Here is a 14,287-nt window from a genome sequence, read left to right as displayed (position 1 = left end):
CCCGAGCGATATCGGCGCCGGGAACAGCCATAAGAGAACTCCATGCTGTTTGCCAAAACTTGCAAGTCAGTCAGCCAGAAAATCTTCCGTGACCCCGCCAGAGGCCTGGATATCGCCGCCAGCGCCACCATCGATCCCAAGGAAGCGAGTGTCGCTGGAACCGATGTCAGTGCAGAGGACGTTGAGGCGATCTGGCAGGATGCAGAGGCGCTTCACCGCAGCGGTATGCACCCGATGGTCAGCGTCTCCCTGCGCAGAAAAGGTAAACAGATATTGCACCGCAGTATTGGGTTCTCGGGTGGTCTAGATGAGGGCCAGCCGGTTAGCGCTGCGCTCGATACACCCGTTTGCCTGTTCTCTGCGTCCAAAGTAATCAGTGCGGTACTGGTCCACAAGCTTGCTGAAGACGGTTTGCTGGATCTGCTGAATCCGGTCAGTCATTACATTCCCGCGTTTGCCCAGGGCGGTAAAGCGCGTATTACCATATATCAGTTGCTGGCTCACCGAGCCGGGGTGCCTGGATTGGCCGCTGACACGCCGACGGAAGTGCTGTTCGACTCCGAAGAAGCCCTGCGGCGCATTTGCGCAGAGCAAGCACTCTGCGAAGATGGGCGAGTGGTGGCCTATCACGCGATTACTGGGGGCTTTGTGCTCGCAGAACTGATTCGCGTGTGCACCGGCAAGGACGTGAACAGCTATCTGGATGAGGTGATTCGCAAGCCCATGGGAATGCGCTACTTCCGCTATGGCCTTGATCCCAAAGACCATGCGGTTGCAGCGCAGAACTATGTCAGTGGTCTGCCTAATGTGGGGCCGGTTGGCAATCATCTTGAAAAGGTGCTGGGCGCCGATGTGGACTCGGTGGTACGACTCTCCAACACCGAAGCCTTTCTCAACGCGCAAATTCCCTCAGGTAACCTGTATGCCACGGCTGAGGAAGCGTCCCGGTTCTTCGAAATGCTCAGACAACAGGGCGAGTGGCAGGGCAAGCAGATTCTCTCCCCACTGACCGTGAATCGCCTGACTCGCGAAGCCGCGCGGCCACAATTTGATCGCTCACTGATCATTCCCATGCGCTACAGCGCGGGTTGTATGTTGGGGGGGCGCTATGTTGGGGTTTACGGTCGCCATACCCCGTTTGCCTTTGGTCATCTGGGATTCTCCAACATTCTTTGCTGGGCGGATCCGCAACGCGATCTCTCGGTGGCGGTGCTGAATACTGGCAAACCTGTCGTTGGCAACCACATTGTGAGTTTGTTGAAACTGGTTGATGGAATCAGTCAGCGCTGTGGGTCCTGTGAAAATATGCAGGCTTTGAATAGCAAAATGCCGCGATTTTCGCTGAAAACGCGGTAATTTCATTATCACTTGACTCTGTTATCATGCCGTTAAGCCATCGCTGCCGACTGAGTACAATCCCTATGGTGCTGAGTAGTAGCGACTGTTAACGTGGTACAACTAAAACGGCCACGCTAGGAATTGCAGGATTATGCCGTCAACGATCAAGAAGCTAGAAAAGCAACTGGAAGAAGCGAACAGCTACGAGGAATGGAAGTCCCTTGCCATTGAGCACGATCGTGGATCAGGACGTGCGCATTGGAAGAAAATCGACAAAACCAGCTTGTATGACTACGCCTCCATTCGCTCTCGACTGGAGCGCCTGCGGTATTTTCGTGAAAACAACGACAATATTGGCTTGCTGTTCACCCTGAATGAGGGGATTCACGGCAATATGGGCGGCATGGGCAAGCCGGTGTTGTACTCCCGCGCCAAGTTCGGGACGAAAAACCTGATCGGCGACTATGTCGACGCGATTGTGGATGCGCTGGAGCACCTGCGTACGCTGGATAGCGATCACCCCGATTTTCTCGAGCGTCTGGATTTTTTCCGTCGCGCCAGCAAATGCTACGGCAAGTCGGCGCTGATGCTGAGTGGTGGCGCGATTCTTGGCAACTTCCATGTCGGTGTGGTGAAGTCGCTGGTAGAGCAGGATCTGCTCCCCGACGTGATTTCCGGTGCCAGTGCCGGCTCGCTGATTGCCGCAGTGCTGGGCACGCGCTCTGACGCTGAGCTGAAGGAATTTCTGGATACCGAGCGATTGATTGATGAGCTGCGGCTGGAAATGGATCTGGTCAATAACGGCCTGTCCAACGCCACACCGCGTATCAATCACCGCATGCTCAAGGAAAAAATTGCCAAGCTGATACCGGATATGACCTTCCAGGAGGCCTACGAGAAAACCGGCAGACACATCAATATCTCCATTTCTCCCTCTGATGTGCACCAGACGTCACGCCTGCTGAATGCCATTGCGTCACCCAATGTCTACATCCGCAAGGCCGTGCTGGCCTCCTGTGCGGTGCCCGGTGTGTTTCCGCCGGTTATGCTGGAGGCGAAGAATGTTCATGGGCATCCGCAGCCTTATCTGGCGACGCGCCGCTGGATAGACGGTTCATTCAGTGATGATTTGCCTGCCAAACGGCTGGCGCGCCTCTATGGCGTTAATCACTTCATTGTCAGCCAGACCAATCCCATTGTGTTGTGGATGCTGCACGATGCGAAATCGTCGCAGGCCGGTGTGGTGAGTTCTTTGCGACACTTCACCATGCGCAGCCTGAAAGAGTGGTACAAGGTCAGCAATACGCTGGTGCAGAAGTACTTCAAGTCCTCGCCCAAGATTCGCCGGATGGCGAACATGGCCAATGCGGTGGTGAGTCAGGAGTACACGGGTGACATCAATATTATTCCGCGCTATCGCTTTTTCGACCCCCGAAAGCTGCTCAATGAATTGACGGAAGAACAGCTTCGGTTCTTTATCCGTGAAGGCGAAAGGGCGAGCTGGCCGAAGATTGAAATGATTCGCACCAGTACCAAAATCAGCCGCAAACTGGCGGATATTCTCGAAGAATATGAAGCTGAAGAATTGACCCACCTTTCCAAGCATCACCTCGGTGCCGAACTCCCGCAGGGACGGCGCGCCTGAGCTACTGCGCGAATATGTCGCAGCTCGGCCAGTTGCCAAGGTCTGGGCAACTGGCTATCTTGCTTGCCAAGTTGCGGCGTCGCCGCATTGGTATAGCAGAGAGTGGAGTTGGCGATGGTAGAAGCCACTGAATTTACCCCTTATATCTCCGCCTTTGGCGGTGTGTTGATTGGCCTGTCGGCGGTCTTGCTGATGTGGTCCGTGGGCCGCATTGCCGGCATTTCCGGCATTGTTGCCGGGGCTGCGCTGGAGCACGGTGGCGAGCGAAACTGGCGCCTGGTGTTTTTGCTGGGGCTGTTTCTGGGCGGCTTTGTGGGCGCCTATCTCACCGGGGCGCTGGAGGATGTTCGCCCTGTGCTTTCAACGCCGATGCTGGTCGTCGCCGGCCTCGTTGTGGGCGTGGGGACGTCGATGGGGTCCGGCTGTACCTCTGGTCACGGGGTTTGCGGTATTTCCCGCCTGTCGATGCGTTCCATTGTGGCAACACTGACCTTTATGGCCAGTGGCTTTGTCACGGTGTTTGTTCTCCGTCATTTGCTGGGAGAAGGCCTGTGAAATATCTGATGGTATTGCTCTCCGGCGCCTTGTTCGGGGCGGGAATCGCTGTGTCGGGAATGGCTAATCCGGCCAAGGTGCAGAACTTTCTGGATTTATTCGGCCAGTGGGATCCCAGCCTGGCGTTTGTCATGGGGGCTGCGCTGATCGTGGTGGCGCCTGCCTACCACTGGTTGTTCAAAGCGGAAAAGCCGAAGCATGGCGAAAAGTTCCATTTGCCGACCGCTAAGCACATCGACAGGAAACTGGTGGGTGGCGCGGTGTTGTTTGGTATCGGCTGGGGCTTGAGCGGCCTTTGTCCGGCTCCCGCGCTGGTCGCTATTTTGACGGGCATAGGTCAATTCGTGGTGTTTGCGCTGGCAATGCTCGCCGGCATGGTGATTTACCGGCAGTTTATTGCTCGCTGACTCCGGCCCTGCCGCTGGTGGGTGTTGGGGCGGATTTCGGCAGCTCGGGTTGATATTTTTTCCTTCTCTCAATAGAGAGGATGTTGCGCATGCGGGCGCAGGTGTAAACTTGTCTCCTCACAACAATAATGGCACGGAGTGCGCATGTCGGTAACAATGCAGTTTGATCAGGATCTCGATACAGTTTGGGCGCGTTTACAGGATCCGGACTTCCGGGTTGAACGCAGTCTCGCCTTGGGTGAACTCAGCGCAGATTGTGAAATAGAAGATTTCGGCGACAGCCTCACGGTGGCGATGGAGCGCGAAGTGACTCGTGAGCTGCCCTCCGTGCTGGCGAAGGTCTTCAACCCCAAGCAGACCCTTAATTTCCAGGAAGAGTGGCAAGCCGACGGCGAAGGTTGGAGTGGCACTATGCAGATCACGATCAAGGGCCAGCCTGTAGTGATTTCCGCGGAAATGGCGTTGCAGCCCCAGGGTGATGGCTGTGAGTATCGGGTCAGCCATCGCTGCAAGGCAAAAATTCCGCTGGTCGGCGGAAAGGTGGAAAAGTTTGTACTGTCTCAGACCGACGATGGCGCCGTTGCTGAGCTGGACTACCTCAAGAAGGCGTTGGCTTAAGCGGCTTTGGGGAGGTGCTGTTGCAGTGCCTCCTGCAAATCTGCCGGCTCGCGCAGTCGTTTGATCTGCTCAAAAAGCTCCTGAGCCTGCGGATATGTGCGGCGCAGATATCCTAGCCACTGTTTACTGGGGCCGCCGACATGGCGCGGGGCGCATGTTTGCAGGCTGTCTTCAAACAGTGCGTGGAGCAGAGGAAAAACGGCTTCCCAAGACCACGGCTGGTGGCTGTTGCCGAGTCGCTGCTGCTTGATATGCAGGGCGAGGTCAGGGCGGGACAGCAGTCCGCGCCCGAGCATAATGTCCTCGCAGCCGCTGTCTCGCTGGCACAGGTCGGCGTGCTCGGGGGTCCAAATTTCCCCGTTGGCAACCATGGCAATGCCAAAGCGCTCGCGAGCCGGGGCGATCTGATGCCAGTGGGCGGGCGGTGTGTAGCCGTCTTCCCGCGTTCTGGCGTGAATAGTCAGCAAGCTCGCGCCCCCCGTTTCTGCCGCATTGACGACGTCATGGAATCGCAGACTGTCGCGGAAGCCGAGTCGAATCTTTACGGTGAGGGGGACGTCATCCGGAAGCTGCCGGCGGATGCTGCTGACAATGGCGTAAATCAGCTCAGGTTCGTCCAGCAATATTGAGCCGCCCCGATGGCGGTTGACGCATTTGGCTGGACAGCCGAAGTTCAGATCGATGCCCGGTGCGCCCAGTTCAGCGGCGCGCGCCGCGTTGTCGGCCATGACGCCGGGCTCACTGCCTAGCAGTTGCACGTACACCGGTGTGCCACTTGGTGTCGTACCGCCGTGATGCAGTTCGGGGCAGAGACGGTAAAACACCCTGGCAGGCAACAGTTGGTCGGTAACGCGAACAAACTCCGTAATACAGCGGTCTATACCTCCAACGGCGGTCAGCAGGGCGCGCATGCGTGCGTTGACGACGCCCTCCATTGGGGCCAGATGAATATGCATGGTGAACCGGTATACCGTTGACATTGAATGCGCGAGCGCGGGGCCGCATTATAGCGTGTTGAGGGGTAACTGTAGATGGGTTGCAGGTTGGTAAGATGGCGAGCGTAAAAGCAAAATTTCTTGTTGCGGGTATTTATGCCGCGGTCACTACATTGGGGCTGTACGGGCTCAGTGCGCCCGCACGCGAGCAGTTGGAGCAGACGGTTGCAGAGGAACAGAAGATCTTCAACGCTGATGACGCTCAGTGGTTCGGCGATGATCCGGTCGTGCGTCAACCTCTGGAGCTGTTGTCCATCCTGCCCGGTGATGAGATGCCCCGCGCGAATATGGCGATAGATGGTCAGGAACGCCTTGTCGAGGTCGGTACGCAATTACTGCCACCCTGTTTGAAGGTGGCGGAGGTGATGGCGGAATCCGTACTGCTGGATAGCTGCGGCGCGTTCCGCTTGCTGTCCCTTCGCGGTACACAAGATGACGAGGGTGACGATCGCTTTGAGTACCGTAGTGAGCTGGCAGATTATGATTTTGCCGCCCGGGCGTCGTCCGTGGTTGATCTCCGCAACGATACGCAGGTCAGAGCACTGATAGCCGAGTATTTGCAGCGGCTCTATGAATCACCGCTGTCACTGCGCGGCAGTCTGGATGTGCAACGCCGCAAGACGTCAGCGGGCCGCCGCCACTACTATCTTTACCCTGGCGATGACCCACGCCTGTTCTCGCAACTGCCCCTCAAAGGGGGCGACCGCCTTCACGCCATCAATGGTATGGCGCTGGCCGCGCCGGACGTTCTCAATGATCTGTATGACCGGCTCGGCAGCAGTCGCGATATTACGTTGACGCTGGATCGCGATGGTGAGGCGCTGGTGGTTCTGCTGTCACTGCCTTCCCGTGGCAAGCTCGCAGGGCTGTCTCAGCCCTAGCCGCCTCGCTTGCGCGCGGCAAAAGAAAAATCATTGAAATTCCTTAATATTTCGCAGTCGTCATGGGTAGTATACTTGGCAAAAAATGGCCTAGGCGGCTTGTTGCAGTGGCTGTGCACTGCTCAAAGGCGCTCGCCGACAAAGCAAGTGAATGGAGAGCATGATGAGCGATTTTAAAAAGTGGGAATGTGTTATTTGCGGTTTCATCTATGACGAGGCAGAAGGTCTGCCCGATGATGGCATTCCTGCAGGCACCCGCTGGGATGATGTCCCCGAAGACTGGGAATGCCCGGATTGTGGTATCAGTAAATTCGATTTTGATATGGTCGAGTCCTGACCTGTACCTTCGCGCCCCGCCTGCTCTGGCGGGGCCGATTTCGCTCTTCCGGTAACGGTCGGCAAAAATCCCTCCCTGCTATGCGCCTTCTGCTAAGCCTCTGTTACACTAAGTCGGTTTAATGTTCTGGTGACCCGAGCTTTTGACGAGGTAATTATGCGAAAGATAAAAACAAGTCTGCTGTGTTCCCTGTTGGTTCTGATGGCAGCCTGCGCCCCTGAAGTGGGTTCAGAAGCCTGGTGCGCCGCGATGAAAGAAAAGCCGAAAGGTGACTGGTCGGCGAATGAAGCTGCCGATTACGCCAAACACTGCGTGTTTAAATAAGCGGTTCTGCCAATACACCGGCGTCGGTTTCGATGCCGTTGTATTCGTTAGGATGCTGAAGGATGACGGCCAATTGTGACAGTGTGGTCGGAGATGGATCGGTTTGGTAAGAAAAATGTCATACAGTTTCTCTAGTATGCGGCGCTCGTGGGGCGAATTTGAGGTAGTACGACGAGGTGGATAAGTCGGCGGTAATTAAGCAGGTACTCAGCCCTCGCGTCAGTGCCAGTGTCAGTCTGATATTACTGTTGCTGCTGATGATGGTGCTCGCCAGCGTGTTCTGGTCAGCCGCTGCCTTCAGTCGCGATGTCACTCTGCCGGTGTCCAGGCCCGTTGCGGCTGTCGCACAGTCTGCTGGCGGACCCCAATACAATGTACAAAGTTTGCTTGCGGTGCCTTTGTTTGGCGAGGCTCCGCAAGACGACAGTGAAAAAATCATCCAGCAGGATGTACAACGCAGTCGCCTGAAAATTTCGGTGCTGGGACTGGTATCGGGCAGCGACGAGAGCGGTGTTGCCATACTGCGTCACGGCAGCAAGACCAAAGCCTATTCCGTTGGTGAAAAAATAGAGGTGGCGGGCTCGGTGACGCTTTTGGCGGTCATGTCTGACCACATCATCATTGAAAACAATCGTCGTCAGGAAAAAATCGAGCTGGAGAAACGTCAACTCAGCGGTGGCATTACGGCGGCCCCGTCGGCGAGCGCCCAGCCGGCAGACGACGAAGTGATTAGCCTGGATCGGCCGGAGATCAAAGAGCTGATTGGCGAAGACCCCATGGATACGGTGCAGAATAGCCCGCTGAAACTGGTACGGTTCTTCTCTGCCAGTCCGGTTACCGAGAATGGTCAGGTCAAGGGCTATGCCCTGTCACCGGGGCGGGATCCGCGTCTGTTCAAGCTGTTGGGTATTGAACCGGGTGATGTGGTGCTGTCCGTGAACGGACAGTCGCTGGCGGATCTGCCAGCAACCGAGCTGATGAAATTAATGGAAAACACGCAATCCTTCGAGCTGCTGGTGCAGCGCAACGATTCGATTCTGAGCAAAAGACTGGATTTATGAAAACACTTTTTCTGAGCATGTCACTGCTGCTGGTACTGGTTTTGCCACTGCAAGCCAGCGCGGAGCGCTTCGACCTGGACATGCAGAATGTCGACATTGGCGAGTTCATCGATACGGTTGCCAAGCTCACTGGCAAAACCATTGTGGTCGACAGCCGGGTGAAGGGAAAAATCAGTGTTCAAAGCCATCGCAAACTGGACGCCGACGAGTTGTATCAGATTTTTCTGCTCCAGTTAGGCGTGGAGGGGTACTCGGCGGTAGAAGCCGGTGACGGCATCCTCAAAGTCATCCCCAACCAGGCGGCAAAAATCGAGGGTATTGAAGTGCAGCGCTCGGCCTCATCGCTGGGGCGCAGCGAATCCATTATCACGCGTATTGCCCAGCTGCAGAATGCCGATGCCGACGAGCTGGTGAAGTCGTTGCGCCCGCTGGTCGACAACAAAGTCGGCGTTATCACCAGTTATTCCGATTCCAACATCATCCTGATTACTGACCGGGAATCTAACGTACGCCGCCTGATGTCGATTATCGACGCGGTGAATTCCGTTGATGCGCAGTTGATGGAAACGGTGGTGCTGCAAAACTCTTCAGCGGAAGAAGTTGAACGTGTTCTCAACAAGGTGCTGTCACAGCAGACCCGCAAGCGCGGTTCTTCAAAGCCCGTTGTTGCCGCCGATCCGCGCACCAATACGCTGATCCTGTTTGGCGATGATGAGGCGCGCAGTTACTTGCGCCGCCTGGTTAAAGACCTCGACAGTGAAGTCAGCAGCCAGTCGAATATTCGTGTCAAATACCTCAAGTATGCCAAAGCCGAAGAGCTGGTGACGGTGCTGAAAAGCATCAGCGATACCATTGTTAAAGATGAGCAAAGTGCCGGGCGTACCACCGCCGGTGGCGGCAATGCGCTGTCGATCAATATTGAAGCCCACGAACAGACCAACTCCGTTGTGCTGTCAGGTAGTCCGCATATTATTAATGACCTGGAGAAGGTGATTCGCGACCTGGATATCCGTCGCGCTCAGGTCTTGGTAGAGGCGATTATTATTGAAGTTACCGACAACAAGGCAAAGGAGCTGGGGGTGCAATGGCTGTTCCGCGGTGCGGATGACGGCACGGTACCTGTTGGTGGGATCAACTTCAGTGGTGGCGCCTCGGGGACTGGCAGTTCACCGGGAATCATCAGTTTGCTGGCTGGTGAAGAGGCGGCTGCGACGGCTCTGAGTGGTTTGCGTGGTGCCGCCATCGGTTTCGGCAAAATTTCAGACGGCTTCAGCTTTGCGACCCTGGTATCCGCGCTGGCCAGTGATTCGGAGTCCAATATCCTGTCGACACCAAGCCTGCTGACGCTGGATAACGAAGAGGCCTCTATTCTGGTTGGTCAGGAAATTCCCGTGTTAACCGGATCTACCGCCAGTTCGACCAACACCAACCCCTTCCAAACCATCGAGCGCCAAGAGGTGGGTACCAAGCTGTTGCTGACTCCGCAAATTAATGACGGCGACGCGGTCCAGTTGAGCATCGAACAGGAAGTATCCTCGCTCAGCCCATCGACCTCGGCTGCCGACGTCATCACCAACAAGCGCACGATTAAAACGACCGTGCTGGTCAATGACGGTGCCACCATTGTGCTGGGTGGCCTGATTGACGATCAGGTTAATGAGCAAAGTGCCAAAATCCCCCTGCTCGGCGATATTCCCCTGTTGGGCCGCCTGTTCCGTGCGGACAATACCAGCACGTCTAAACGTAATCTGATGGTCTTTATTCGCCCGACGATCGTTCGCGACCAGGCGACTCTGTCAGAGATCAGTGGTCGCAAGTACAACTATATCCGCGCCGAGCAGTTGGCGAAGGCGGCCGAGGGCATCAGCCTGTTCCCGTTCACTGATCTGGCGGTACTGCCGGAGTGGGCGGGCATGGCTCCTTCGCCGGTTGATCTGTTGCCGCGCAAACCAGTGCCGCCACCGATGGCGCCCGCAGAAAAAGCACGCGAGCAGGAAGTCGAAGCGCTGGAGTCAGAAGCGGAGCGCAAAGAGATGTTCCAACCCCGGCCTCAGAGTGAGGCGGTTGAGGAGCCCATCTCCATTGACGAGCCGCAGCTGATCGAAGAGTCCGAGCAGAACTGATATGTCGCGAACGCTGAGTTACGCCTTTGCGCGCAACAATGGGCTGCTGGTACAAGAGGTTGATGGCGATCACCTCGAGCTGCTGTGCTGCGCGTCAACTCCCCCGGCTGCACTGGCCGAAGTGCAGCGGGCGCTGTCTGCGCCCTTCACACTGACACTGTGTGATGAGGCCGAGTTGCAGGACAAAATTAATGAGGCCTTCCAGCGACAGCAGGGCGATGCCATGTCGGCGATGGGAGATATCAGCGACGAGGTGGATCTGGATCGCCTCGCCGAGGAAATTCCCGAGTCGCAGGATTTGCTGGATGCCCAGGACGATGCGCCGGTTATCCGCCTGATTAACGCGCTGTTTGGCGAAGCCCTGAAACGTGACGCCTCTGATATTCATATCGAAACCTACGAAAAGAGCATGTCGGTGCGCCTGCGTGTCGATGGCATTTTGCAGGAAGTGCTCACCCCTAACCGCCGACTGGCGCCGCTGCTGGTGTCGCGTATCAAAGTCATGTCGCGACTGGATATTGCCGAGAAACGCGTGCCCCAGGACGGACGGGTATCGCTGCGTATCGCGGGTCGCTCGGTGGATGTGCGGGTGTCGACTATCCCGTCAAACTACGGCGAGCGCGTGGTCATGCGTTTGCTCGACAAGCAGGCCGCCCGCATTGACCTGAGCCAGTTGGGTATGCCCGCCAAGACGCTGACAACGTTAACCGACCTGTTGCACCAGCCCAATGGCATTATTCTGGTCACCGGCCCCACCGGTTCTGGTAAGACGACAACGCTTTATGCGGGTTTGATGGCGCTCAACGATCGCAAGCGCAATATTCTTACCGTTGAAGATCCGGTGGAGTACGATATCGAAGGTATCGGTCAGACCCAGGTTCACGCCAAGGTGGGAATGACCTTTGCTCGCGGCCTGCGCGCGATTCTTCGCCAAGACCCGGATGTGGTGATGGTCGGTGAAATCCGCGACCAGGAAACCGCCGAAATTGCGGTACAGGCCTCGTTGACAGGCCACTTGGTATTGTCGACGTTGCACACCAATACCGCCATTGGCGCGATTACCCGTCTTGTAGATATCGGTGTAGAGCCTTATCTGATTGCGTCGAGCCTGAAGGGGGTGCTTGCGCAGCGCCTGGTGCGGCGACTCTGCCACGAGTGCCGTGAGCCCATTCAGCTGGATGCAACAGAGGCGCGCTTGCTCGGTGACAGCAGCCTTGAAGGTAAACAAGCCTACAATGCGGCGGGCTGTGACGCCTGCCAGCACACGGGCTATCGCGGCCGACAAGGTGTGTATGAACTGCTGGTGATCGATCGTGAAGTGGGTGAGATGGTCCACAATCGCGCCGGTGAGCAGGAAATACAGCGCCATGTTGCCGGGACGATGAATACCCTGATGTCGGAAGGGCGCAGACTGGTTCTGGAAGGACAGACCAGTCTGGACGAACTGCTGCGCAGTGTTCGCGAGGGAACGGATGCCAGCCTTTGAATATCGTGCCCTGGATGCCAAGGGAAACAGCAAGCGTGGCGTAATCGAGGCGGACTCCAGCCGTCTTGCCCGTCAGGCGTTACGTGAAAAGCAACTGTTTCCCGTAGAAATTAATGCCAGCCGGGATAAACGTCGTGGCGGCGGCAGTGGATTCTCGCTGTCCCGTCCCAAAGTCAATATCGCCGATCTGGCGCTGTTTACCCGGCACCTGGCGACGCTGATCCAGTCGGGCATTCCAGTTGAAGAGGCGCTGGCCGCGACGGCCAAGCACACGCGAAAGGCCTACCTCAAAGGCATTGTGCTTGAGCTGCGCTCCCGTGTGTTGGAGGGCCACTCGCTCGCCGATGGGCTCAACGACCACCCCAATGTTTTCAATTCCGTTTATCGTGCACTGGTCAGTTCGGGCGAGAAGTCCGGAGATCTGGCGGAAGTCCTCAACCAATTGGCTGAATACACCGAAGACAGTCAAAAGCTGCGCGGCGTGATAGTGCAGGCCGCGTTGTATCCGCTGGTGTTGTGCTTTGTAGCCCTTGGGGTGATTACCGCGCTGATGACTTACGTGGTGCCCAAAGTGACGGCGCAGTTCGATCACTACGATCAGGTCCTGCCGCTGCTGACGCGAATTCTTATCGCTATCAGCGATGGTATGGCCAGCTATTGGTATACCGTGGTCATCGCTGTTATTGCCGTCGTGCTCGGTGCCCAATGGTGGCTGCGCGACCCCGAGCGGAAATTGCGTGCCCACCGCCTGCAGCTGCGCCTGCCTATGTGGGGGCCGTTAGTGCGTGAGCTCGATTCGGCGCGGATGTTGCGAACGCTGGCCATTCTGCTGTCTTCTGGTGTGCCGTTTTTGGAAACGCTGAAAGTGGCCTGTGCCACGCTCAGCAACGAACACCTGAAGCAAAGTATGGATCGCGTACGTGAGGAAGTCCGCGAGGGGAAGAGCTTCAGTCGCTGTCTGCAGGATGAGGCGGAATTACCGCCGATGGCGGTGTATATGATTGCCAGCGGTGAGTCCAGTGGTGAGCTGGAGCAAATGGTGCAGCGCGCCGCGGCAAATCTGGAGCGCGAGCTGCAGGCCCGCGTACAAATGTTTATCAGCCTGTTTGAACCCTTGTTGATCGTGGTTCTCGGGCTGGTAGTCTTGTCCATCGTGCTGGCCATCCTGCTGCCGATACTGCAATTGAATAACTTGACACAATTCTAGGAGGTCGACGTGGAGTCGCTTGCATTTAACCACCGCCGTCAACAGGGTTTCACACTGCTGGAGATCATGGTGGTCATCGTCATTCTCGGTTTGCTTGTCGCCGTCGTGGCCCCGAATGTACTGCAGAATCAGGACCGCGCCATGGTGGAGAAAGCCCGCGCCGATATTGCGGTGCTGGAGCAGTCGCTGGACATGTACAAGCTCGACAATCACGTTTATCCGACCACTGACCAAGGGTTGATGGCTCTGGTGAAGGCTCCGCAAACCGGCCCCCAGCCGAAAAACTATCGCAGTAACGGTTACATCAAACGCCTGCCCGACGATCCCTGGGGCAACCCCTACCAGTACATTCAGCCGGGTGAGCACGGTCCTTATGACCTGTATTCGCTGGGTGCCGACGGTGAAGAGGGCGGCGAGGAGCTGGCCAGTGATATCGTCAACTGGCAGGAGTAAACAACGCGGATTCTCCCTGCTCGAACTGCTGGTCGTCATTTTTATTATCGGCCTGATGAGCGGGGTGGCTGTGCTGACCTTGCCGGGCAAAGACGGCGAGGCGATGCTGCGTGAAGAGCGGGCGGAGCTGATGACCAGTCTGCGCAGTGCACGCTCAGAGGCGGTGTTCAGCGGCCGAAGCCTTGGGCTGCTGTGGAATGGCAGCAGTGGCCGCTACGTTACGCTGACAGAAAGCGGCTGGCAGCCGATTACCGTTGGGCCGCTGTCTCGACAACTTGAACTGGACAGCAGTGTGCGCGCTGAAATCTCCATTGCGGGTGAGCCGCTGAAAATGCCCGAAGAGGAAGAGGGTCGCCGCCAGATGACGCCACAGATACAGTTTCTGGGCGATGGTCAGATCAGTCCCTTCGAGTGGCGCCTGCGTTCAATAGATGGCGACACGCTGGTGTTTGACGACAGTCTGAAGGTGAAGGATTAATGGGACGGCAGCGGGGTTTTACACTGCTGGAAATTATGGTCGCGCTGATGATTTTTGCGACCGCTGCGGTTGCCCTGAGTAAAAGTCTCAGTGAGGCCACGCTGAGCACGGGTGAGCTGGAAAAGCGCCAGTTTGCCGACCTGGTCGCGCAAAACCTGGTGGTTGATATTCTTCGCGAGGGTTTTGGCAATCGCAATACAGGCAAAGCCTCGCTGGCGGGTTACGACTTCGTCTGGCAGCGCAGTGTGGCTGATACGCCCCATCCCTCCATGCGTCGCGTGGAACTGACGGTGCGTATGGAGGGCGAGAAGGACACCCTGGCGACACGCATGGCCTTTCTCAAGAAATGAGTAGAACCCCGCAGAAGCCTTGTGCGTTT

At 56.8% G+C, this 14,287-nt stretch carries 16 protein-coding genes; 15 read left to right on the top strand and 1 reads right to left on the bottom strand.

What is annotated here, in order from left to right; all coding sequences use genetic code 11:
- Positions 1-42: 42 nt before the first annotated feature.
- The 5 genes from G411_RS20510 (at position 43) to G411_RS0113600 (ending at position 4,563) form a co-directional block, all read left to right on the top strand.
- On the top strand, positions 43-1,356 hold the full coding sequence (locus tag G411_RS20510; protein ID WP_022959769.1) for a serine hydrolase domain-containing protein: 1,314 nt from the start codon (positions 43-45) through the stop codon (positions 1,354-1,356).
- A 133-nt stretch (positions 1,357-1,489) separates the two neighbouring features.
- On the top strand, positions 1,490-2,983 hold the full coding sequence (locus G411_RS0113615) for a DUF3336 domain-containing protein (RefSeq protein ID WP_022959768.1): 1,494 nt from the start codon (positions 1,490-1,492) through the stop codon (positions 2,981-2,983).
- Positions 2,984-3,097: 114 nt separating this feature from the next.
- Positions 3,098-3,538 (top strand): YeeE/YedE family protein, encoded by a 441-nt coding sequence (locus G411_RS0113610; protein ID WP_022959767.1) that lies wholly within the window; start codon positions 3,098-3,100, stop codon positions 3,536-3,538.
- Positions 3,535-3,945 carry a YeeE/YedE family protein gene (locus G411_RS0113605; RefSeq protein ID WP_022959766.1) on the top strand — a complete coding sequence of 137 codons (411 nt, stop codon included), beginning with the start codon at positions 3,535-3,537 and terminating at the stop codon, positions 3,943-3,945. The genes G411_RS0113610 and G411_RS0113605 overlap by 4 nt, the downstream gene beginning before the upstream one ends.
- A gap of 144 nt (positions 3,946-4,089) precedes the next feature.
- On the top strand, positions 4,090-4,563 hold the full coding sequence (locus tag G411_RS0113600; protein ID WP_022959765.1) for a DUF2505 domain-containing protein: 474 nt from the start codon (positions 4,090-4,092) through the stop codon (positions 4,561-4,563).
- Here the strand turns inward: G411_RS0113600 and G411_RS0113595 are convergent.
- On the bottom strand, positions 4,560-5,543 hold the full coding sequence (locus G411_RS0113595; protein WP_028968439.1) for a tRNA-dihydrouridine synthase: 984 nt from the start codon (positions 5,541-5,543) through the stop codon (positions 4,560-4,562). The two genes, G411_RS0113600 and G411_RS0113595, sit on opposite strands and share 4 nt — an antisense overlap.
- A 71-nt stretch (positions 5,544-5,614) precedes the next feature.
- Here G411_RS0113595 and G411_RS0113590 point away from each other — a divergent pair, with 71 nt between their 5' ends.
- The 10 genes from G411_RS0113590 to gspI all read left to right on the top strand — a co-directional run bounded on the left by G411_RS0113590 (position 5,615) and on the right by gspI (position 14,258).
- Positions 5,615-6,439, top strand: a complete 825-nt coding sequence (locus tag G411_RS0113590; protein ID WP_022959763.1) for a hypothetical protein — start codon at positions 5,615-5,617, stop codon at positions 6,437-6,439.
- A 163-nt stretch (positions 6,440-6,602) separates the two neighbouring features.
- Complete coding sequence (locus G411_RS0113585) at positions 6,603-6,776, top strand: rubredoxin (protein ID WP_022959762.1); 174 nt, start codon at positions 6,603-6,605, stop codon at positions 6,774-6,776.
- A 201-nt stretch (positions 6,777-6,977) separates the two neighbouring features.
- Entirely contained in the window at positions 6,978-7,100 is a 123-nt protein-coding gene (locus G411_RS21895; RefSeq protein ID WP_245542392.1) for a DUF3012 domain-containing protein, read from the top strand.
- A gap of 176 nt (positions 7,101-7,276) precedes the next feature.
- On the top strand, positions 7,277-8,161 hold the full coding sequence (gene gspC / locus G411_RS0113575) for a type II secretion system protein GspC (protein WP_022959760.1): 885 nt from the start codon (positions 7,277-7,279) through the stop codon (positions 8,159-8,161).
- Positions 8,158-10,284, top strand: a complete 2,127-nt coding sequence (gspD, locus tag G411_RS20505; RefSeq protein ID WP_022959759.1) for a type II secretion system secretin GspD — start codon at positions 8,158-8,160, stop codon at positions 10,282-10,284. Before gspC ends, gspD begins: the two co-directional genes overlap by 4 nt.
- Position 10,285: 1 nt before the next feature.
- On the top strand, positions 10,286-11,770 hold the full coding sequence (gene gspE / locus G411_RS0113565) for a type II secretion system ATPase GspE (RefSeq protein ID WP_022959758.1): 1,485 nt from the start codon (positions 10,286-10,288) through the stop codon (positions 11,768-11,770).
- Positions 11,757-12,977: a type II secretion system inner membrane protein GspF gene (gspF, locus tag G411_RS0113560; protein ID WP_022959757.1), complete on the top strand. Its 1,221-nt coding sequence runs from the start codon at positions 11,757-11,759 to the stop codon at positions 12,975-12,977. The genes gspE and gspF overlap by 14 nt, the downstream gene beginning before the upstream one ends.
- A gap of 9 nt (positions 12,978-12,986) precedes the next feature.
- The gene (gspG, locus tag G411_RS0113555; RefSeq protein ID WP_022959756.1) at positions 12,987-13,430 is read left to right on the top strand and encodes a type II secretion system major pseudopilin GspG; all 444 of its coding nucleotides are present in this window, start codon (positions 12,987-12,989) and stop codon (positions 13,428-13,430) included.
- Positions 13,405-13,908: a type II secretion system minor pseudopilin GspH gene (gene gspH / locus G411_RS21570; RefSeq protein ID WP_022959755.1), complete on the top strand. Its 504-nt coding sequence runs from the start codon at positions 13,405-13,407 to the stop codon at positions 13,906-13,908. Before gspG ends, gspH begins: the two co-directional genes overlap by 26 nt.
- Positions 13,908-14,258, top strand: a complete 351-nt coding sequence (gene gspI / locus G411_RS20495) for a type II secretion system minor pseudopilin GspI (RefSeq protein ID WP_022959754.1) — start codon at positions 13,908-13,910, stop codon at positions 14,256-14,258. The genes gspH and gspI overlap by 1 nt, the downstream gene beginning before the upstream one ends.
- The last annotated feature ends 29 nt before the right edge of the window (positions 14,259-14,287 follow it).

The organism is Spongiibacter tropicus DSM 19543 (genome assembly GCF_000420325.1).
In the GTDB taxonomy this organism is placed as follows: Bacteria; Pseudomonadota; Gammaproteobacteria; order Pseudomonadales; family Spongiibacteraceae; genus Spongiibacter; species Spongiibacter tropicus.
This window is presented reverse-complemented; position numbering and strand designations above follow the sequence as displayed.

What these genes read in the sequence shown, in the direction of transcription:
- G411_RS20510 (WP_022959769.1), top strand. Translation starts at nt 43, where the DNA reads ATGCTGTTTGCCAAAACTTGCAAGTCAGTCAGCCAGAAAATCTTCCGT.
- G411_RS0113615 (WP_022959768.1), top strand. Translation starts at nt 1,490, where the DNA reads ATGCCGTCAACGATCAAGAAGCTAGAAAAGCAACTGGAAGAAGCGAAC.
- G411_RS0113610 (WP_022959767.1), top strand. Translation starts at nt 3,098, where the DNA reads ATGGTAGAAGCCACTGAATTTACCCCTTATATCTCCGCCTTTGGCGGT.
- G411_RS0113600 (WP_022959765.1), top strand. Translation starts at nt 4,090, where the DNA reads ATGTCGGTAACAATGCAGTTTGATCAGGATCTCGATACAGTTTGGGCG.
- G411_RS0113595 (WP_028968439.1), bottom strand. Translation starts at nt 5,543, where the DNA reads ATGTCAACGGTATACCGGTTCACCATGCATATTCATCTGGCCCCAATG.
- G411_RS0113590 (WP_022959763.1), top strand. Translation starts at nt 5,615, where the DNA reads ATGGCGAGCGTAAAAGCAAAATTTCTTGTTGCGGGTATTTATGCCGCG.
- G411_RS0113585 (WP_022959762.1), top strand. Translation starts at nt 6,603, where the DNA reads ATGAGCGATTTTAAAAAGTGGGAATGTGTTATTTGCGGTTTCATCTAT.
- G411_RS21895 (WP_245542392.1), top strand. Translation starts at nt 6,978, where the DNA reads ATGGCAGCCTGCGCCCCTGAAGTGGGTTCAGAAGCCTGGTGCGCCGCG.
- gspD (WP_022959759.1), top strand. Translation starts at nt 8,158, where the DNA reads ATGAAAACACTTTTTCTGAGCATGTCACTGCTGCTGGTACTGGTTTTG.
- gspE (WP_022959758.1), top strand. Translation starts at nt 10,286, where the DNA reads ATGTCGCGAACGCTGAGTTACGCCTTTGCGCGCAACAATGGGCTGCTG.
- gspF (WP_022959757.1), top strand. Translation starts at nt 11,757, where the DNA reads ATGCCAGCCTTTGAATATCGTGCCCTGGATGCCAAGGGAAACAGCAAG.
- gspI (WP_022959754.1), top strand. Translation starts at nt 13,908, where the DNA reads ATGGGACGGCAGCGGGGTTTTACACTGCTGGAAATTATGGTCGCGCTG.